General features: G+C 69.5%; 20 protein-coding genes. 10 read left to right on the top strand and 10 right to left on the bottom strand.

The window, feature by feature from the left end; genetic code table 11:
- Positions 1 to 143: 143 nt before the first annotated feature.
- From ABTZ43_RS00100 to ABTZ43_RS00090, 3 genes are all read right to left on the bottom strand, one after another.
- On the bottom strand, positions 144 to 1,577 hold the full coding sequence (locus ABTZ43_RS00100; RefSeq protein WP_350537454.1) for an MFS transporter: 1,434 nt from the start codon (positions 1,575 to 1,577) through the stop codon (positions 144 to 146).
- Positions 1,578 to 1,828: 251 nt separating this feature from the next.
- Positions 1,829 to 2,182 carry a hypothetical protein gene (locus ABTZ43_RS00095; protein ID WP_056414691.1) on the bottom strand — a complete coding sequence of 118 codons (354 nt, stop codon included), beginning with the start codon at positions 2,180 to 2,182 and terminating at the stop codon, positions 1,829 to 1,831.
- A complete protein-coding gene (locus ABTZ43_RS00090) occupies positions 2,179 to 2,829 on the bottom strand; it encodes an acyl-CoA synthetase (RefSeq protein ID WP_350537453.1) in 651 nt (216 codons plus the stop codon). Before ABTZ43_RS00090 ends, ABTZ43_RS00095 begins: the two co-directional genes overlap by 4 nt.
- 308 nt (positions 2,830 to 3,137) lie before the next feature.
- Here ABTZ43_RS00090 and ABTZ43_RS00085 point away from each other — a divergent pair, with 308 nt between their 5' ends.
- The gene (locus ABTZ43_RS00085; protein WP_350537452.1) at positions 3,138 to 4,046 is read left to right on the top strand and encodes a hypothetical protein; all 909 of its coding nucleotides are present in this window, start codon (positions 3,138 to 3,140) and stop codon (positions 4,044 to 4,046) included.
- A 93-nt stretch (positions 4,047 to 4,139) separates the two neighbouring features.
- Here the strand turns inward: ABTZ43_RS00085 and ABTZ43_RS00080 are convergent, their stop codons facing one another.
- A complete protein-coding gene (locus ABTZ43_RS00080; RefSeq protein ID WP_350537451.1) occupies positions 4,140 to 4,976 on the bottom strand; it encodes a sulfurtransferase in 837 nt (278 codons plus the stop codon).
- A gap of 83 nt (positions 4,977 to 5,059) precedes the next feature.
- On the opposite strand from ABTZ43_RS00080, the gene ABTZ43_RS00075 reads away from it, so the two are divergent.
- Complete coding sequence (locus tag ABTZ43_RS00075) at positions 5,060 to 5,968, top strand: DMT family transporter (RefSeq protein ID WP_262492027.1); 909 nt, start codon at positions 5,060 to 5,062, stop codon at positions 5,966 to 5,968.
- Here ABTZ43_RS00075 and ABTZ43_RS00070 read toward each other — a convergent pair.
- Entirely contained in the window at positions 5,958 to 6,977 is a 1,020-nt protein-coding gene (locus ABTZ43_RS00070) for a zinc-dependent alcohol dehydrogenase family protein (protein WP_350537450.1), read from the bottom strand. The two genes, ABTZ43_RS00075 and ABTZ43_RS00070, sit on opposite strands and share 11 nt — an antisense overlap.
- 116 nt (positions 6,978 to 7,093) lie before the next feature.
- On the opposite strand from ABTZ43_RS00070, the gene ABTZ43_RS00065 reads away from it, so the two are divergent.
- The 4 genes from ABTZ43_RS00065 to ABTZ43_RS00050 all read left to right on the top strand — a co-directional run bounded on the left by ABTZ43_RS00065 (position 7,094) and on the right by ABTZ43_RS00050 (position 9,626).
- Entirely contained in the window at positions 7,094 to 7,753 is a 660-nt protein-coding gene (locus ABTZ43_RS00065; RefSeq protein ID WP_350537449.1) for a GTP cyclohydrolase II, read from the top strand.
- A gap of 14 nt (positions 7,754 to 7,767) precedes the next feature.
- Positions 7,768 to 8,241, top strand: a complete 474-nt coding sequence (locus ABTZ43_RS00060) for a MarR family winged helix-turn-helix transcriptional regulator (RefSeq protein WP_350537448.1) — start codon at positions 7,768 to 7,770, stop codon at positions 8,239 to 8,241.
- Between the two features lie 76 nt (positions 8,242 to 8,317).
- Positions 8,318 to 9,205 carry a helix-turn-helix transcriptional regulator gene (locus ABTZ43_RS00055; RefSeq protein WP_350537447.1) on the top strand — a complete coding sequence of 296 codons (888 nt, stop codon included), beginning with the start codon at positions 8,318 to 8,320 and terminating at the stop codon, positions 9,203 to 9,205.
- 64 nt (positions 9,206 to 9,269) lie between these two features.
- Positions 9,270 to 9,626, top strand: a complete 357-nt coding sequence (locus ABTZ43_RS00050) for a helix-turn-helix domain-containing protein (RefSeq protein ID WP_350537446.1) — start codon at positions 9,270 to 9,272, stop codon at positions 9,624 to 9,626.
- A 75-nt stretch (positions 9,627 to 9,701) separates the two neighbouring features.
- On the opposite strand, the gene ABTZ43_RS00045 is transcribed toward ABTZ43_RS00050, so the two are convergent.
- Entirely contained in the window at positions 9,702 to 10,295 is a 594-nt protein-coding gene (locus tag ABTZ43_RS00045) for a ClpP family protease (protein ID WP_314096196.1), read from the bottom strand.
- Positions 10,292 to 10,906 (bottom strand): ClpP family protease, encoded by a 615-nt coding sequence (locus ABTZ43_RS00040; RefSeq protein ID WP_350537445.1) that lies wholly within the window; start codon positions 10,904 to 10,906, stop codon positions 10,292 to 10,294. The genes ABTZ43_RS00045 and ABTZ43_RS00040 overlap by 4 nt, the downstream gene beginning before the upstream one ends.
- Positions 10,907 to 11,032: 126 nt before the next feature.
- Between ABTZ43_RS00040 and ABTZ43_RS00035 the strand changes: the two genes are divergently transcribed.
- Positions 11,033 to 11,500 carry an acyl-CoA thioesterase gene (locus tag ABTZ43_RS00035; protein WP_082068796.1) on the top strand — a complete coding sequence of 156 codons (468 nt, stop codon included), beginning with the start codon at positions 11,033 to 11,035 and terminating at the stop codon, positions 11,498 to 11,500.
- Between the two features lie 148 nt (positions 11,501 to 11,648).
- On the opposite strand, the gene ABTZ43_RS00030 is transcribed toward ABTZ43_RS00035, so the two are convergent.
- Positions 11,649 to 12,857 (bottom strand): trans-sulfuration enzyme family protein, encoded by a 1,209-nt coding sequence (locus ABTZ43_RS00030; RefSeq protein WP_350537444.1) that lies wholly within the window; start codon positions 12,855 to 12,857, stop codon positions 11,649 to 11,651.
- Between the two features lie 112 nt (positions 12,858 to 12,969).
- Here ABTZ43_RS00030 and ABTZ43_RS00025 point away from each other — a divergent pair, with 112 nt between their 5' ends.
- Both ABTZ43_RS00025 and ABTZ43_RS00020 read left to right on the top strand, forming a co-directional pair.
- Positions 12,970 to 13,437, top strand: coding sequence for an Lrp/AsnC family transcriptional regulator (locus ABTZ43_RS00025; protein WP_502885286.1), 468 nt, complete (start codon positions 12,970 to 12,972; stop codon positions 13,435 to 13,437).
- Between the two features lie 52 nt (positions 13,438 to 13,489).
- Positions 13,490 to 15,199, top strand: a complete 1,710-nt coding sequence (locus ABTZ43_RS00020; RefSeq protein ID WP_350537442.1) for an AMP-binding protein — start codon at positions 13,490 to 13,492, stop codon at positions 15,197 to 15,199.
- Between the two features lie 47 nt (positions 15,200 to 15,246).
- On the opposite strand, the gene ABTZ43_RS00015 is transcribed toward ABTZ43_RS00020, so the two are convergent.
- Both ABTZ43_RS00015 and ABTZ43_RS00010 read right to left on the bottom strand, forming a co-directional pair.
- A complete protein-coding gene (locus ABTZ43_RS00015; protein WP_157550837.1) occupies positions 15,247 to 15,657 on the bottom strand; it encodes a hypothetical protein in 411 nt (136 codons plus the stop codon).
- Positions 15,658 to 15,777: 120 nt separating this feature from the next.
- Positions 15,778 to 17,250 (bottom strand): MATE family efflux transporter, encoded by a 1,473-nt coding sequence (locus tag ABTZ43_RS00010; protein WP_350537441.1) that lies wholly within the window; start codon positions 17,248 to 17,250, stop codon positions 15,778 to 15,780.
- Positions 17,251 to 17,576: 326 nt separating this feature from the next.
- On the opposite strand from ABTZ43_RS00010, the gene chvE reads away from it, so the two are divergent.
- Positions 17,577 to 18,731, top strand: coding sequence for a multiple monosaccharide ABC transporter substrate-binding protein (gene chvE / locus ABTZ43_RS00005; protein WP_350537440.1), 1,155 nt, complete (start codon positions 17,577 to 17,579; stop codon positions 18,729 to 18,731).
- Positions 18,732 to 18,765: the final 34 nt, after the last annotated feature.

Raw genomic sequence — 18,765 nt, 5'->3', positions numbered from 1 at the left:
CCGCACCGATCAGGGATGCACAAGTGACCCCGCACCGATCAGGGATGCACAAGCGACCCCGCACCGATCAGGGATGCACAAGCGACCCCGTACCGGGAAAGCCCGCACCGGATCGACGACGCCGCGGAGACGGTCGCGAACGGCTACGGGCGCGGTTCGCCGGAATGCGCCCCGGCGGAGTCGCGCGGCATGAACGCCGCGGCGAGCAACGTCAAGACCGCCACGATCGCGGCGGCGATGAACACCCAGACGGATGCCGAGATGATGGTCGCCGGATCCTCGGGGCCGGCGCCCCGGGCGATGACCGAGTTCGAGATCGCGCCGAACACGGCCACCCCGAGCGCGCTTCCCGCCGATCGGGCGAAGGCGTTCATGCCGGTGACGGCTCCTCGCTCTCCCCAGCCGACCGAGGCCTGGGCGGCGATGAGCGTGGGTGCCGCGGTCCACCCCAGACCGAACCCGAGCACGAACGCGACGGCTGCGATCGAGAACGGGTTGGGCCAGGGCGACACCACCGCGAGAGCGATCGCCGCGACGGCTGTGATCGACATGCCCGTGAGCGCGGTGCGGCGGAACCCGATGCGCAGATACAGACGTCCGGAGTTCGCCGCAGCCAGCGGCCACCCGAGGGTCAGCGCCGCCACCGCGAGCCCCGACAGCAGCGGGGCGATGCCGATCGACCCTTCGAGATAGGCGGGTGCGAAGCTCGTGACGCCCGTCATGAGTGCACCGACGCCGAGCGACACGATCGTGGTCGTGAGGATGAGCGGACGAGCGGCCAGCCGCAGGTCGACGATCGGCTCTGCGGCCCGCCGTTCGACGACCCCGAACACGATCAGCGCCAGCACTCCGAGCCCGAAGCAGATCGCGCTGGGCACGGAGATCCAGGCCCAGGCGTTGCCGCCCTCGAGCATCCCGAGGATCAGGCCGGTGAGTCCGATGGTGAGCAGCACGGCTCCGGCGTAGTCGATTCGGTGCCGCTGTGTCTGCTTCTCTTCGTGGTACCTGCGCAGCAGCATCCACCCCGCGATCAGGCACAGCGGGATGTTGACCCAGAAGATCCACCGCCACGCGTCGAGCTGGGCGAAGATCCCGCCGAGCGCGGGGCCGACCACCGAGGAGATCGCCCAGACCGAGGCGATATAGCCCTGCACCTTGGCCCGCTCGGCGACCGTGTAGATGTCGCCGACGATCGTCATCGACATCGGCGCGACGGCCCCGGCACCGAGGCCCTGGACGATCCGGAAGACGATCAGTGCGGTCATGCTCCAGGCGAACCCCGACAGCACCGAGCCGAGCAGGAAGAGTCCGATGCCGAGCAGGATGATCGGCTTGCGCCCCACGGTGTCGGCGAAGCGCGAGTAGATCGGCACGCTGACCGCCTGCGCGAGGAGATACACCGAGAAGAGCCACGGGAACTGCTGGTAGCTGCCGAGATCGCGGACGATGCTGGGCACCGCCGTCGCGAGGATCGTCGCGTCGATCGCGATGAGTCCGGTGGCGAGCATGAGCGCACCGAGCACCGGGCCACGCGTCGAGCGGAGTCCGACGGAGGCGCGATCGATCGAGGCAGTCACTACAGGCACAAGCGGCGGCGCCCCGCGACTATTCCGGATCGATGCCGGAGATCCCGCTCCCTGCGGGGTCAATAGTGCAGCGCACGCTCCCTGTGGGGTCAATAGTGCAGCGCACGCTCCCTGTGGGGTCAATAGTGCAGCGCACGCTCCCTGTGGGGTCAATAACGCGTCGGAAACTGCGGAATCAGGTGCGAAAGTGACCCCGCACCGCAACGAGTCAGAAAGGGGCGGTGCGGATCAGGCGGTGCGGATCAGGCGGAGTCAGCGCGACCGGGCTTGTCGGCGTCGGGCTCGTCGGGGGTCTCGGCGTCGTAGAGCACCGGACGGTCGACGGTCTTGGTGACCTCTGCCGGATCGACGACGAGGATCAGCATCGCGAGGAACAGCAGCGTCACGATGAACGCCCCGCCGCCGACCACGAGCCCGAGGGCGATCGGAGTCAGGCCGTCGTAGGTGCCGTTCGCGATGGCGCTGTTCACCCGCGCCGTGAAGGCGCCGGTCGACACGAGCGTCACGACCGCCGCGAACACACCGCAGGCGAGCGCGATCCCCAGCAGGTGCAGCGGGCGCAGAATGTCGCGCCGCGTGGGCTTCTCGTCGCTCATCGCTCTCCTCCGTGCCCGGTGGGGGCGGGGTCGTTCTCGATCGTCTGCGGATCGGCGACCGCGTCGTCGCCCTTCGGGCTGAGCCCCGCGATGGCGAGGAAGACCGCGACGATCGCCGCATATCCGCCGAACATGCCGACGCCGAGGATGATGCCGGTGAGTTCGAACTCGCCGGCCCCCTCGATCGCGTAGGGCTGCACGAAGCCCGCGGGGATCGCGAGCAGCAGCACGGCGAGCAGCAGTCCGAACGCACCGAGGGTGAGGGAGTCGCGCGCCGCGACGTCGCCCGTCCGTCGACCGCGCAGGCCCACGACGAGCTCGAGGATGCCGGTGGCGGCGGCCCAGGCGATCACGACGATGAAGAAGACGTCTTCGGTGCGCCAGGCCGGCACCCCCGCCGTCATTCCGGCGACGAAGCCGAGCAGCGCCCAGACGATGGCGGGCCAGCGCTGCCCTGCCGGGTACACGAGCCATGCGGCGAGCAGCATCACGAGACCTGTCGTCAGCACGAAGCCGCTGAACACCGAGAGCCCGACGGCCGCGGAGTGGTCAGGAGAGAACGTGATCATCACCGCGGCGGCCGCGGCGAAGAGCGCGCGCAGCAACTGGACGTGACGCACGGTGAACGCGCGGGCAGGGGCAGACATGACGATGCAGGGTCCTCCGAGGTGTTCCCCCCAGTCTACGCGGGGGTGCGGAGTGGGTCGGACCCGGAGGAGAGGTGTTCGCGGGGCCCGATGGATCTCCCCAGATCGATCATCAGACCCCGCGACAGAACGCAGCGACGGGGGCGACACTGCGTCGAGGCTCGGATTCGTCGTGAGTTCGGGCACCCTACCCACGACTGTCCGCACCAAAGACCCCAGAAATAGCACCTCGTACCCCTACGCGATGCTGGTGTGGTCGTAAGCTCACTGTAGAGCTCGATTCTTCACATACCGGAGGGGGTGCTGTGATGGGTTTGGAAACGGGGATCCGCCGGTACGCCGATGCCTTCGCAGGCTCGCTCCGTGATGCGATCAATGCGCGTGGATTGACTTTGGCGAAGCTGCACGAGCTGCTGCGCGCCCGGGGCAACAGTGTGTCGATGGCGACGCTCAGCTACTGGCGGTCGGGGGCGCGTCGCCCCGAGGGCGCGCAGTCGATGGCGGCACTGGGCGACATCGAGCAGCTCCTGCATCTCGCCCCGGGATCGCTCACCAGCCTGCTGGGCACGACCAACCGCACCGGCCCGCTCGGGCCCAGTCAGTTCCCCCTCGACGAGGAGGAACTCGAACAGGCCGTGAAGGACGCGTACGCCGCACTCGGCGCGGAGTACCCCGACACCACCCGCGAGCTCACCACGCATTCCGTGACGGACGTCGACGCGGCGGGCAACGTCGCGTACTCGATCACCCGCAGCATCCTGCAGGCGACGGTCGGCACCGTCACGTCCACGCCGTTCCTCGAGATCAGTCCCGGCATCAGCACGCCTGCCCCGATCATCACAGCGGTGTCCGGCGGACGCATCTCGGCGCACTACTCGCACCCGAACGGCGAGGTGCACGGCGTGCTGTTCGAGTTCGATGCGCCGCTGACCGCGCCGGCGACCGCGATGGTCGAATGGTCGGTCGAGTACCCCGCGGGTTATCCGCCGCAGCGCGAGACGGGGCATGCCATGGCGCGACAGTGCCGGGAACTGCTCGTCTGGACGCGATTCCACCCCGATGCCCTGCCCGACCGCATCGAAGAGCGCGTCGAGACTCCCACCGGGGTGACGACGACCGAGCTGTCGCTCGAAGGTCGCGGGTCTGTGCACCAGGTGCGCCGCGCGTTCGGTCCGGGGGCGCTCGGCGTCAGCTGGAGCTACGCCGACGGTCGCTGACGGCGGCCGGCCTGAGCGCGGTCGACACCCCGACTACGCAACTCTCGACTACGCGACGCCCGACTACGCGACTGCCCGCGTGATGCCGGCGCCTCAGGCGGGCCGGTCGCCGGTCGCGACCGGGCGGCCCGGTGTGTTCGACCACTGGCTCCAGGAGCCGGGGAACACCTTCGCCGCGATGCCGACCTCGTCGAGCACCAGCGCGGTGTGCGCGGCGGTGATCCCCGATCCGCAGTACGCCGCCACCGGCGTGCCCTCGGTCACCCCGACCTTCGCGAAGGTGGCCTGCAGGGTGTGCATGTCGAGGATCCGTCCCTCGGGATCCAGGTGCGCCGCCATCGGCAGATTCACCGCGCCGGGGATGTGGCCGGCGACCGGGTCGAGCGGCTCGTGCTCCCCGCGGTACCGCTCGGGAGCGCGCACATCGAGCAGGATGCCGTTCTCGGGAAAAGCCGCGGCCTCGTCGATCGAGATCGCATCGCCCCCGATCTCGGCCAGCACCACGTCTCCGGCGTCGACCCGTACGTCGTCCGTCGCGAGGGGAAGGCCGGCCTCGATCCACGCACGGAGGCCGCCGTCGAGCACTCGGACCTCGACACCCGCCTGACGCAGCAGCCACCAGGCGCGGGAAGCGCTCAGGCCTTTCGCGTCGTCGTATGCGATCACGAGGTCGCCCCGGCGCACGCCCCAGCGGCGCGCGGCATCCTGCAGGGTCAGCGTGGAGGGGAGCGGATGCCGTCCCTCCGACGCCTCCCCGTGCGTGGCGAGCTCGGTGGCGAGCGGCACGTAGACCGCCCCGGGGATGTGTCCGCCGAGGTACTCCGCGTGACCGTCCGGTCGGTCGAGGCGCCAGCGCACATCGATCACCCGGACGGGTGCCCCCGAGGACTGCAGTGCGCTCAGCTGCTCGGCGCTCACGAAGTTGCTCATGCTGCGAGGGTACCGAGGGCGGCGCCGGATGCCGCATCCGCCGGGCACTAGGCTCGATCCGGCCGCGTCGAGAAGGGACCCGCATGTCCACTCGATTCCGCTGGATGGAGCTGCGTCGACAGGAGGTCGCGCTCATCGCCGTGACGGCGGTCTGGGGCGGCACCTTCCTGCTCGTGCACTGGGCGATGCAGCACTCAGGGCCCTGGTTCTTCGTCGGCCTCCGATTCCTCGTCGCCGGGGTGATCAGCATCGTCATCTTCCGGAGCGCTCTCCGCGGCATCCGCTGGCGCGACATCGGGGCGGGAGTCGCGATCGGCGTGATGATCTACCTGGGCTACGGGCTGCAGACCGTCGGGCTGCAGACCATCGACTCGAGCACGTCGGCCTTCATCACCGCGATGTACATCCCGCTCGTGCCGCTCGCGCAGTGGGCGGTGTTCCGCAAGCGCCCGCCGGCCATGGCGTTCGTGGGCGCGGGACTCGCGTTCCTCGGCCTGCTGCTCATCGCCGGCCCCGACGCGTTCGCGCTGACTCTGGGATCGGGCGAGATCCTCACGATGATCAGCACTCTGCCGATCGCGGCCGAGATCATCCTGATCAGCGTGTTCGCCGGCAGGATCGACCTCGGCCGGATCACGATCATCCAGCTCCTCACCGCCGGTGCGCTCGGCATCCTGACCATGCCGGTCGTCGGTGAAGGGCTCCCCGAGTTCTCCTGGATCTGGGTCGGATGCGCGGTCGGGCTCGGGGCGGCGAGCTGCATCATCCAGCTCACGATGAACTGGGCGCAGAAGTCGGTCTCGCCGACCCGCGCGACGATCATCTACGCGGGCGAGCCGGTGTGGGCGGCCGCGATCGGACGTATCGCCGGCGAGCGCCTGCCCGCCACGGCGCTGATCGGCGGCGCACTCGTCGTGCTCGGCATCCTGGCCAGTGAGCTCCGACTCGTGCGCCGCCGTGATCGCGCCGTCGAGGGTCGGCTCAGACCGTGAGCAGCACCTTGGTGGCGCGGCGCTCGTCCATGGCGCGATAGCCCTCGGCGGCGTCCTCGAGCGGCAGCGTGAGGTCGAACACCCTGCCGGGGTCGATCCTGCGATCCCAGATGAGCTGGATCAGCTCGGGGAGGAAGCGACGGACCGGAGCCGGGCCGCCGTGCAGGTGCACGCCCGAGAAGAAGAGCTCCTCGCCGGGCAGCGCGACGTCGTGCGAGACACCGACGTACCCGACATGACCGCCGGGGCGGGTCGCGCGGATCGCCTGCATCATCGACTCCTGCGTGCCGACCGCCTCGATCACCGAGTGCGCGCCGAGCCCGTTCGTGAGCTCCTTGATGCGGGCCACGCCCTCGTCTCCGCGCTCCTCCACGATGTCGGTCGCGCCGAACTCGCGCGCCAGAGCCTGGCGGTCGGCATGACGGCTCATCGCGATGATCCGCTCGGCGCCGAGCTCACGCGCGGCGAGGATGCCGAGCAGCCCCACCGCGCCGTCGCCGACCACTGCGACGGTCTTGCCCGGGCCGACCTCTGCGGCGACGGCGGCGAACCAGCCGGTGCCCAGCACGTCGGATGCCGCGAGCAGCGACGGGATCAGATCGGCGTCGGGCTGTCCCGGCGTCGCGACGAGCGTGCCGTCGGCGTGCGGGATCAGCGAGTACTCGGCCTGCGTGCCGAATCGGCCCATCGGCACCACGTGCACACAGCGGGACTGGTACCCGGCCCGGCAGATCTCACAGGTGTTGTCCGAGGCCATGAACGACCCGACGACGAAGTCGCCGATCTTCACGGTCTTCACGTCGGCGCCGACCTCTTCGACGATGCCGACGTACTCGTGGCCCATCGGGTCGTGGTCGACCTCGTTCGCGCCCCGGTAGGGCCACAGGTCGGATCCGCAGATGCAGGTCGCGGCGATCCGGATCACGGCATCGGTCGGACGGGTGATGGTCGGCTTCTCGCGGTCCTCGACGCGAACGTCGCCGGGTGCGTACATGACTACTCCACGCATGAGTGGTGCTCCTTCGGTGTTGTGCGTCCAGTCAACTCCTTCCGTCGCGTCCGCGGGAGGCTCTGACAAGACACCCTTCGCGGGAATAGACGGGCGCACATCGCGTTTCATCCGACATGATTGAAACTTCAACCGTCGTTCCGGTCGCCACGGAGCGCACCCGGGTGCGCGTGCCGATGCGCTTCGCCGACGGGTTCTCCACCGCCGCAGACGTCGTGACGTTCGACGGGCTGGTCGACGACCGCGAGCACCTGCTCCTGGGCCTCGGCGACTGGAAGGGCGCGCTCGATCGCGCGGCGGACGGCGGAGATGCACCGCTCGTGCGCCCGCACAGCGAATGCCTGACCGGTGATGTCTTCGGATCCGAGCGCTGCGACTGCGGTCCGCAGCTGCGAGAGGCCGTCGAGCGCATCGCCGAGGAGGGCGGATTCCTGCTCTACCTGCGCCAGGAGGGCCGAGGCATCGGCCTGTACGCCAAGCTCGACGCTTACGCGCTGCAGGACGCAGGGCTCGACACCTACGAGGCGAACGTGGCCCTCGGCCGCGGTGAGGACGAGCGCGACTACACGGTCGCTGCGCAGATGCTGCACACGGTGGGCGCCGACCGCATCCGCCTGCTGAGCAACAACCCCGACAAGGCGGCGCAGCTGGAATCCCTCCGCATCCGTGTGACCGAGCACGTGCGCACCGGTGTGCACCTGTCGGACGCGAACCACCGCTACCTCGAGGCCAAGCGCGACCACACCGCTCACACGCTCGATCTCTCCGCCGCGTGATGGTCGACAGCGTCGTGAGCGAGCGCCCTGCGAGCGACCGACGGCTCGACGACATCGAGATGCAGACGTGGCTGCCGACCATCCGGTTCGTCCAGCTGCTGCCGCAGGTGCTCGATCGCGCGCTGAAGGCGGAGACCGGACTCAAGCACGCCCACTACGCGATCCTCGTGACGCTGGCAGGCCAGGACGACCGCGCGATCCCGATGACCGAACTCGCGCAGACCGCCGGACTCAGCCGCTCGCGGCTCAGCCATGCCATCGACTCGCTCGAAGAGCTCGGCTGGGTGACGCGCACCTCGTGCAGCACGGACAAGCGCACGCTGACCGCCGCTCTGACGGATGCCGGTCGCGAACTGCTCCGGGGCGCAGCCCCCGTGCACGTGGCGCAGATCCGTGAGCTGATCTTCGACCCGCTCACGGACGCAGAGCGGGAGCATCTCGGCGAGATCCTCACCAAGCTGCTCCCGGGTGTGACTGCGGCGCTCTGAGTCAGGCCTCGGGGAGGTGAGGGAGTGCCTGGCACTACCTCCCTTCATCCCGCGAGGGGGGCGTACCGTCGATCACATGGACACCCGCACCGAGGTCCGCGAATTCCTCTCGTCGAGGCGCGACCGCATCACCCCCGATCAAGCGGGCCTGCCCGCATACGGCGGCAATCGTCGCGTACCGGGGCTCCGCCGCGAAGAGGTGTCGCTGCTCGCCGGTGTCAGCGTCGACTACTACACCCGACTCGAGCGCGGCGATCTCTCCGGTGTCTCCGACAGCGTGCTCGACGCGCTCGCCCGCGCCCTGCAGCTCGACGAGGCCGAGACGGCGCACCTGTTCGACCTCGCCCGCACGGCCAACGTCTCACCGGTCGCCCGCACGCCGCGCAAGAAGGCCGCGACGCTGCGTCCCAGCATCCTGCGCCTGCTCGACGCGATGACGGAAGCGCCCGCGATCGTGCGCAACAACTACTTCGACTACCTCGCGGCGAACGCGCTGGGCCGCGCCCTCTACGCCCCGCTGTTCACGACCCCGGTTCCCAACAGCGCCCGCTTCGCCTTCCTCGACCCGGCGGCGCAGGAGTTCTACCCCGAGTGGGAGCGCAACACCCAGGAGCTCGTGGCCGCGATGCGCGGCGAAGCCGGACGCAACCCGTTCGACCGCACGCTCACCGATCTCGTGGGCGAGCTGTCGACCCGCAGCGAGCGGTTCCGCACCCTGTGGGCCGCGCACAACGTGCGCTTCCACCGCAGCGGTGTCAAGAGGATCAGCCACCCCGTCGTCGGCGAGATGGAACTCACCTACGAGGCCTTCGAGCTGCCGGCCGATCCCGGTCTGCAGATGTCGACCTACACGGCGGAGCCGGGCTCAGCATCCGAGGAGAAGCTGCGGATGCTCGCCAGCTGGGCGGCGACGGATGCCGCGGCATCTTCTGAGACCGCGTCGGCGGAGCGCACCGACGCGTGAGCCGAGCTTTCTGCTCTGAGCAGAACGGCTCGAATCACCCGCTGACGGCGGTTTATCGTGAGGCATGGCCGACCTCGTCCCGTTCTCCCGCGCACCTCGTCCTGCCCGCCCTCGCCCCGGTGAGCCCGAACCCCTGTGGCGCCGGATGGTCGGCGACCAGCTGCGGCGGCGACGACATGACCGAGACGAGACCCTGATCGAGACGGCCGAGAACGCCGGGGTGTCGCCCCAGTACCTCTCGGAGGTCGAAAGAGGACTCAAGGAGCCCTCGAGCGAGATGATCGCCGCGATCGCGGGTGCGCTCGACACGTCACTGATCGAGCTGACGAGCGCCGTCGCCGACGAGCTGCGCCAGGCCACGGCGGCACCGGCATCCGCGGCGGTATCCACCACCCGCGGCGCCTTCGCCCTCGCCGCCTGACGGCTCCTGTCTTCCGCCCGCCGTCTGCAGGACCCGGCAGGCCGACGCCAGGCCCCGCAGCCGGACGCCGGACCATCAGACGGCCCGCTCCCCCAACACGGTGTCGATCAGCCCGTAGTCGAGGGCGGCGGATGCCGTGAAGACGCGGTCCCGGTCGGTGTCGGCGCGCAGCTCGTTCAGCGACCGTCCGCTGTGCCTGGCGAGGACCGCCTCCATGTCCGAGCGCACCCGCACGACCTCGTCGGCGGCGAGGATCAGGTCGGGAATCGCCCCGCGCGACTGTCCGGCCGGCTGATGCAGCACGATCCGGGCATGGGCGAGTGCGGCGCGCTGCCCCGGTGCTCCGGCGGCGACGAGCAGCGCGGCAGGTCCGATCGCCTGCCCGACGCAGGTCGTCGCGACGGCGGGGCGGATGTGCTGCATCGTGTCGTAGATCGCGAGCGCCGCCCCCGGGTCGCCGCCTTCGCTGTTGATGTAGAACTGGATGCCGGAATCCTGACTGTCGGCATCCAGATGCAGCAGCTGCGCGATGAGCGCATTCGCCACGCCCGCATCGATTCCGGTGCCGAGATAGATGACCCGCTCCGCGAGCAGGTGCGAGTAGACGTCCATGACCCGATCGCCCCGCGGATGCTGCGCGATGACGTTCGGGATCGTGTAGCCGCTCATGCGCTCGCCCCCAGTCCGACACGGGTGCGGCGACGCGGCATGAGGTCCCCGAGGGACGCGGTGATCTCGTCGACGAAGCCGTAGTCCTTCGCCTGGGCCGCCGTGTACCAGCGGTCGTGCAGCGAGTCCTCGAAGATCCGCTCTCGGGTCTGGCCCGTGTCGTCGGCGATCAGCCCGAGCACCGTGTCGCGCATGTGCCGCAGGTCGTCGGCCTGCGTCTCGATCTCGCCCGCCGAGCCGCCGATGCCCGCCGACCCCTGATGCATGAGGATGCGCGCATGCGGCAGCGCGCGGCGCTTGCCCCTCGCGCCGGCCGACAGCAGGAACTGTCCGGCGCTGCAGGCGAGCCCGAGGGCAAGGGTCGACACGTCGTTCGGCACCATCGTCATCAGATCGCGGATCGCGAGCATCGACGGAACGGAACCGCCCGGCGAGTGGATCCAGAGCGCGATGTCGGTGGTCGGATCTTCGGCCGAGAGGGTCAGCAGCTGCGTCATCAGCAGCGTGCCGTTGTCGTCGTCGAGGGCGCCGTCGAGCACCAGGACGCGTTCGTGGAACAGTGCTCGGCGAGCCTCGGGCCCGAACTGCGGGAGGGGGTTTTCTTCGCTCATGACCCCAGCATCCGTCGCCTCGCTCCGCCGTGGGCGGGTATCCGCCCCGAGCGGATCCGCCCGGAGCGGATCGGGTCGGCGCGCTCGCGTAACACCCCCGACTCATGAGGCTCCTACCCTCGGAGCATGGCGACGAACAAGACTCCCGAGTGGCAGTGGTCCGAGGACGGCATCAACTTCCGCACCCGCAAATGGGTCAAGCCGGAGGACCTGAACGCGAACGGCTCGCTGTTCGGGGGGAGCCTGCTGAAGTGGATCGACGAGGAGGCGGCGATCTACGCGATCGTGCAGCTCGGCAACTACCGGGCGGTGACCAAGCACATCTCGGAGATCAACTTCGAGGCGTCGGCGGTGCAGGGCGATCTGATCGAGATCGGCCTGCAGGCGACGCACTTCGGCACCACGTCGCTGACCATGCGGGCCGTCGCCCGCAACATGATCACCCGCAAGCGCATCCTCACGATCGAAAAGATCGTGTTCGTGAGCCTGGATGACGACGGCCTGCCCACCCCGCACGGCTACAGCGAGATCACGTACAACCGCGACCGGATGCCGACCGAGCGCCTGGCCACGGGGACCATCCGCCTGCCGTAGGCCCGGCACCCGCGGTCGACCTGCCACAAGGTCCGCCGTCAGGGCCTCCGCACACTCCGCACACATGCAGGGCCGGAGCACGGATGCAGGGCCGGATCGGCCGGATCATCCTGCATCCGTGCATCGATCCTGCAGACGACCCGGTCTTTCAGTCGTGTCCGACGCCGACGAGTGTGCGCGCCGCGGGCAGTTCCGCGAACGCCTGCGCGAGGTCGGCGATCAGATCGTCGACGTTCTCCAGACCGATCGACAGACGCAGGACGTCGGCGTCGGGTCGCGCCTCCTCCGGGACCGGTCGGTGCGTGAGGGCGGCGGGATGCTGGATCAGAGAGTCGACGCCGCCCAGCGACACCGCGTGGGTGAACAGGGTGGTCGACGAGGTCACCGCGGATGCCGCGGCGAAGCCACCCCGCATCCGCATCGCGATCATCGCCCCGGTGCCCCGCATCTGTCTCTCGAGGATGCCGGCGGGGTCGCCGTCGAGCCCCGGGTAGAAGACCTCGGCGACCTCGGGCCGATCCCCTAGCCACTGCACGATGCGTCGCGCGTTCTCCTGCTGCGCGCGCATCCGCACCGGCAGAGTGGTGAGTCCGCGGTGCAGCAGGTAGGCGCCCAGCGGATGCAGCAGGCCGCCCGTCACCGCCCGCACCCGGCGCAGGGCCTCGGCCGTCGTCTCGCTGCAGGCGACGACTCCGGCGATCACGTCGCCGTGGCCGCCCAGATACTTGGTCGCGCTGTGCAGCGACATGGCCGCGCCGTGATCGATCGGGTTCTGCAGCACCGGCGTCGCGAAGGTGTTGTCGACGACGACCGGCACGTCTCCGGCGCGAGCCACGACGGCGGCGATGTCGGTGAGATCGAGGGTCGGGTTCGCCGGAGTCTCGAGCACGACCAGACCCGTGTCCTGGCGGATGGCCGCGGCGACGTCGGCCGCGTCGCAGTAGGTCGTCTCGACGCCGAGGAGCCCCGACCCGAGCAGGTGATCGGTGCCCCCGTAGAGCGGACGCACCGCCACCACGTGGTGCTTACCCGCCGCCGGACCGTGGGCGAGGATCACCGCGGTCATCGCCGCCATCCCCGACGCGAACGCGACCGACGCCTCGGCGTGCTCCAGCTCGGCGAGCGCGTCTTCGAACCGGGCGACGGTCGGATTCCAGAGACGCGCATAGACGAGGCTGCCGTCGGCGGGCGGACGGCCCCCTGTCGCCATCGCCTCGTACGAATCGCCGCCCCGTTCGATGTCGGGAAGCGGATTGGTCGTCGAGAGGTCGATCGGCAGGGCGTGCACGCCGAGTCCGTCGAGGTCGGCGCGCCCGCTGTGCACGGCGACGGTGTCTGGATGCAACGGTGCAGTCATGCTTCCACGTTGCCGGAAATACGTTCTTGCCGCCGTAGTTCGACAGAATCACTCGCTCCAGGGGGCGATCTCGCTATTCTGAGCGGAACGGAGCTGCAGGGAGATGGTCACGTTGGCGAAAGCGCAACTCGACGAGGTCGATCTCGAGATCCTCGCCGTGCTCACCCGAGACGCCGAGGTCACCAACAAGGCGCTCGCCCACGGCCTGGGTCTCGCCGAATCGACCTGCGCCCACCGGGTGCGCTCTCTGCGCGAACGAGGGATCATCCGCGACACCCGCATCAGGGTCGACGAGGCCGCCCTCGGATCTCCGCTGCAGGCGATCATCAAAGTGCGGCTGGCGAACCACACCGGCCCGAAGGTCACCGCACTGTTCGACGCGCTCGCCGGCATCCCCCGGGTGCTGCAGGTGTTCCACGTCGCGGGCGTCGACGACTTCCTGGTGCACGTCGCGGTGCAGGATGCCACGGCGCTGCGCGACATCGTGCTCGAGCACATCACGGTGCACCCCGTGGTGCGCGGTACCGAGACCCAACTGGTGTTCGAGCTGCGCGACGGCGCGGGTCTGCTCGCGCGCTGAGAGGATCGTGGGCGAGGATGGACACGTCGTCCGTCGAGCAAGGGAGCCCCTCATGAGCCGCAGCGCCACCGCAGCCACGACATCGGTCCGAGAGATGCGCGACTTCCTCTTCGCGAACGCGACCGACTACGCCGCGGCCCGCGACGGATTCTCGTGGCCGACACCCGCGACCTTCAACTTCGCACTGGAGTGGTTCGACGTCATCGCCGGCGAGAGGCCCGAGCGCCCGGCCGTGCAGATCGTCTCGGCCGACCTCACCCGCAGGTCGTGGACGTACGGCGAGCTGTCGGCGCGTTCCGACCAGGTCGCCGCGTGGCTCACCGGCATCGGCATCCGCCGGGGCGACCACGTCGTCGTGATGCTCGGCAACACGATCGAGCTGTGGGAGGTGATGCTCGCGATCACCAAGATCGGGGCCGTGTCGATCCCCACCTCGACGCTGCTCTCGGCATCCGACCTCGCCTACCGCGTCGAGCACGGCCGCGCCCGCGCGATCGTGACGACGGGCGGACTCGCCGAGCGCATCGCCGACATCGACGCGCAGGTGCTGCGCATCGGGGTGGGCGACGGCATCCCCGAGGGGTGGACGCGCTTCGACGACTCGACCAGCGCGCCGACGACATTCGAGCCGGATGCGCCGACCCCCGCCGACGCCACGGCCCTGCTCTACTTCACGAGCGGCACCACCAGCCGTCCGAAGCTCGTGCAGCACACGCACGTCTCGTACCCGATCGGGCACCTGTCGACGATGTGGTGGCTGGGCGTGCGTCCCGACGACGTGCACCTCAACATCTCGTCACCCGGCTGGGCCAAGCACGCCTGGTCGAGCTTCTACTCGCCGTTCCTCGCCGAGGCCACGGTGTTCGTGTACAACTACGACCGCTTCGACGCGAACACTCTCATGCAGGTCATGGACACCCACCACGTCTCGACGTTCTGCGCCCCGCCGACGGTCTGGCGCATGCTGATCCAGGCGGATCTCGGGCGCCTCACCCACCCGCCGCGCGAACTCGTCGGCGCCGGCGAACCGCTGAATCCCGAGGTCATCGACCGCGTGCGAGACGCCTGGGGCGGCACGATCCGCGACGGATTCGGGCAGACCGAGATGACGGCCTGCGTCGGCAACTCCCCCGGCCAGGTCGTGAAGGTCGGCTCGATGGGCCGCCCCCTTCCCGGTTACCCGGTCGTGCTGCTGGACCCCGCGACCGGCGAGCTCGCCGACGCCGAGGGCGAGATCGCGCTGGACCTCGCGCATCCGCCCACAGGGCTCATGGCCGGGTACTACGACGACCCCGAGAAGACGGCCGAGTCACGGGTGGGCGGCTACCACCACACCGGCGACATCGCCCAGCGCGATGCCGACGGCTACCTCACCTACATCGGTCGCGCCGACGACGTCTTCAAGGCATCGGACTACAAGATCTCGCCGTTCGAGCTCGAGTCGGTGCTGCTGGAACACGACCTCGTGATCGAGGCCGCGGTGATCCCCAGCCCCGATCCCACGCGGCTGGCGGTGCCGAAGGCCTACGTCTGTCTGCGGGCGGATGCCGTGGGCGACGACGCCGGCGCCGCGCGGTCGATCTTCGCGTACGCCCACGACCGGCTCTCGGCGCACCTCCGCGTGCGCATCATCGAGTTCGTGCCCGAACTGCCCAAGACGATCTCGGGCAAGATCCGCCGCGTCGAGCTGCGGGCGCGCGAGAGCGAGCGCGTCGCCGCGGGAGACGAGGCGGCGCAGCACCGCGACCGCGACTACCGCTGAGCGCCGACGGCTGAGCGCCTACTGCTGAGCGCCGACGGGGCGCGGCGTCAGCCGGCGAGCGCCGGCTGAGCACCCGTCGTGGTGGCCGGCTTCGTGGTGCGGGGAGCGGCGGGCGCCGCGCCGTCGGCGAGCGTGACGGCGTCGACGATCGCGGCAGCCCGAGCCTCGCGTGCCGCCTGCCGTGCGGGTTCGCCGGCGTTCACGACCCCGCGCGCCACCGCTCCGATCACGAGCATCGCGACGAGCGCGACGCCCGAGACGAGCAGCGGCGTCCACTGGCTCGCGAACGACGCCGTGGAGCTGAGCAGGGCTCCGGGGATCCACAGACCCACTGCTCCGCCGGCGAGTCCTGCCGCGCCGCGCATGATGGCCACGGCTGCGACGATCGCGCACAGTGCCGCGAACACCGCCCCGGCCATACCGAGCGGCACCAGAATCGATGCCAGTTCGCTTGCCACCCTCGATGACGTCATCTCGACCCCCCGGTCAACGGAACCTCCGTACAACCAACACTACGAAGTGTCGGCATTCCGGGCATCCGTCTCAAGGATGATGTTCTGCGATCGTGACGCCCCGCGTCAGCGCCGCGTCAACCAGGCGAACCGCGAACCGCGGACCACCCGCACGGGCTGGGTGAGGACCGCGTCGACGACCATGGACCCGTCCGTAGGGCCGACGATCGCGATGGCGGACGTCTCGGTCGACTCGACGGGATCCACCGGCATGCGCGCGAGCGACCGGTGCGCGCGCACGTACGCGGGAACCAGCAGCGTGATCGCGCCGAGCCAGGCCAGCGGGTTGCTGAGCGCCACCCCCTCGAAGCCGATCAGTGCGCCCAGCACGACGGCCGCGCCCACCCTCATCACGAGCTCGATCACCCCGGTGACCGTGGGGATCAGCGTGTGGCCGAGCCCCTGCAGCGCGCCGCGGAGCACGAACAGCACCCCGAGCGCCCAGTAGCCGCATCCGTTGATGACGAGCATGAGGTGCGCGAGCCGCACGACCTCGTCGGACCCCTCCCCCACGAACAGCCGCACCATGGCGGTGCCGAACGTGATGATGAGCGCGCCCAGCAGGGCGCCGGTGATCACCGCCATCCAGGTGCCCTCGATGACTCCTCGGCGGATGCGGTCGGGCCGCCGACCGCCCAGGTTCTGCGCCGCGTACATCGACGACGCGAGTCCCAGCGACGACAGGAACGCCACCGCCAGGCCGTCGACACGGGAGGCCGTGGTGTACGCGGCGACCGCGTCGGAGCCGAGCGTGTTCAACGCGACCTGCACGGTGAGAGTGCCGATCGCGATGATCGACGCCTGGAATCCCATCGGCAGGCCGAGCCGCAGGTGCTCGCGGACGTCGTCGCGAGAGACGCGCCAGTCCGCACGACGCAGGTGCAGCATGGGCAGACGGCGGCGGACGAACTCGAGGCAGAGCACCACCGAGACCGCCTGCGCGATGACCGTGGCCAGCGCCGCGCCGCCGACGCCCCAGGCGAGCGGACCCACCATCAGCACGACCAGTGCGACGTTGAGGACGCACGAGACGGTGAGGAAGATCAGCGGGGTGCGGGAGTCGCCGATCGCGCGGATGATCGCGGAGAGGTAGTTGAAGAACATCGTCGCGCTCGCGCCGATGAAGCTGATCTGCGTGAAGGTCGTGGCCTCGGGCATCAGCTCGGCGGGCGTCTGGAGCAGGTCGAGAAGGGGCGCCGCGATCAACGGCGCGACGACGGTGAGGACGACACTCGTCGCACCCGTGAGGATCACGCCGGTCGCGACGGATCGACGCACCGCGGCCCCGTCGCCCGCGCCGAACGCCTGGGCGATGGGGATCGCGAAGCCGCTGGTGAGACCCCAGGCGAATCCGATCAGCAGGAACAGCAGACTGCCCGTCGCACCGACGGCGGCGAGCGACTGCACGCCGAGGTGCCTGCCGACGACGACGGCGTCGGCGAACTGGTACATCTGCTGCACGACGTTGCCGAGCAGGAGGGGGATCGAGAACGAGAGGATGACACGCCACGGACGACCCGTGGTGAGAGAGGTGGCCATGAGGGAGCGGCTCGCAGGACTGGGGATGATCGGGGGGAGCGTTCAGGATATCGAATCGATTCGGGGCCACGGAAGACCCGATCTTCTCGCGCCCGCGACGACCACCTTGACTTCGAATCTCGAACCGAACGAATTCACACCGCGAATGGGTTGACGTCAACAGCATCCTGATCCCCCGCGCGATTCGGGAAGTCACGAAATGATCACAGCCCCTTGACTTCGAGACTCGAACTCAAGGAAAGTGTCTCCCGAGCGAGTCCCGAATGGCAGGGATTCCGATCTCGGGCGATGGCGCCCACCACGCATGCACAGCGAAGGAGCTCGTGATGAAGAAGAAGTACGCACTGGCCGCACTCGGCCTGGTCGGGGCCCTCGCCCTCGCCGGTTGTGGCGGAGGCGGAGCAGGCTCGACCGGCGGACCCGCAGGAGCCGAGGGTGCCGACAAGGGCGACATGCTCATCGGCGTCTCGATGCCGACCGAGACCTCGGAGCGCTGGATCGCCGACGGCGACGCCGTGCAGGCCGGCCTCGAGGATGCCGGATACCAGGTCGAGCTGCAGTACGCCGGCGACGACATCCCCACCCAGGGTCAGCAGATCGACCAGATGATCACCAAGGGTGCCGACCTGCTCATCATCGCGGCCATCGACGGCACCGCGCTGTCGTCGCAGCTCGACGCCGCGGCGGCTGCCAACATCCCGGTTATCTCCTACGACCGCCTGATCCGCGACAGCGAGCACGTCGACTTCTACGTGACGTTCGACAACTACAAGGTTGGCGTGCAGCAGGCCACCTCGCTCCTCGTCGGCCTCGGCGTCCTCGACGCGGACGGCAAGGAGACCAGCCAGAAGGGACCGTTCAACATCGAGCTGTTCGCCGGCTCGCTCGACGACAACAACGCGCACTTCTTCTGGAAGGGCGCGATGGACACCCTGCAGCCGTTCATCGACGACGGCGTGCTCGCGGTTCCGTCCGGCCAGGTCGAGATCGAGCAGGCCGCGACCCTGCGCTGGCAGCAGGAGACCGCGCAGAAGCGCATGGAGGACCTGCTGACCTCGACCTACGGCAACGGCACGAAGCTCGACGGAGTGCTGTCGCCGTACGACGGGCTCTCCCGCGGCATCATCACGGCCCTGCAGGGCACCGGCGGATTCGGAGCCACCATCGCCGACGGCCTGCCCGTCGTCACGGGCCAGGACGCGGAGATCGCCTCCATCACCCTGATCGACAAGGGCGTGCAGTTCTCGTCGATCTTCAAGGACACCCGCAAGCTCGCCGAACAGTCGGTCGTCGCCGCAGAGGCGATGCTCGAGGGCGACGAGCCCGAGGCGAACGACACCGAGACCTATGACAACGGGGTGAAGGTCGTGCCCTCGTACCTGCTGCAGTCCGACATCGTCTACAAGGACAACATCACGTCCCTGCTGATCGACTCCGGCTACTGGACGCAGGCCGAAGTCGACTCGGGCGTCGCCGAGTAGATCGCCCTCGGGGCGTGCTGCCGGACCGGCAGCA

The organism is Microbacterium sp. NPDC097977, from assembly GCF_040302605.1.
GTDB lineage: Bacteria > Actinomycetota > Actinomycetes > Actinomycetales > Microbacteriaceae > Microbacterium.
This window is presented reverse-complemented; position numbering and strand designations above follow the sequence as displayed.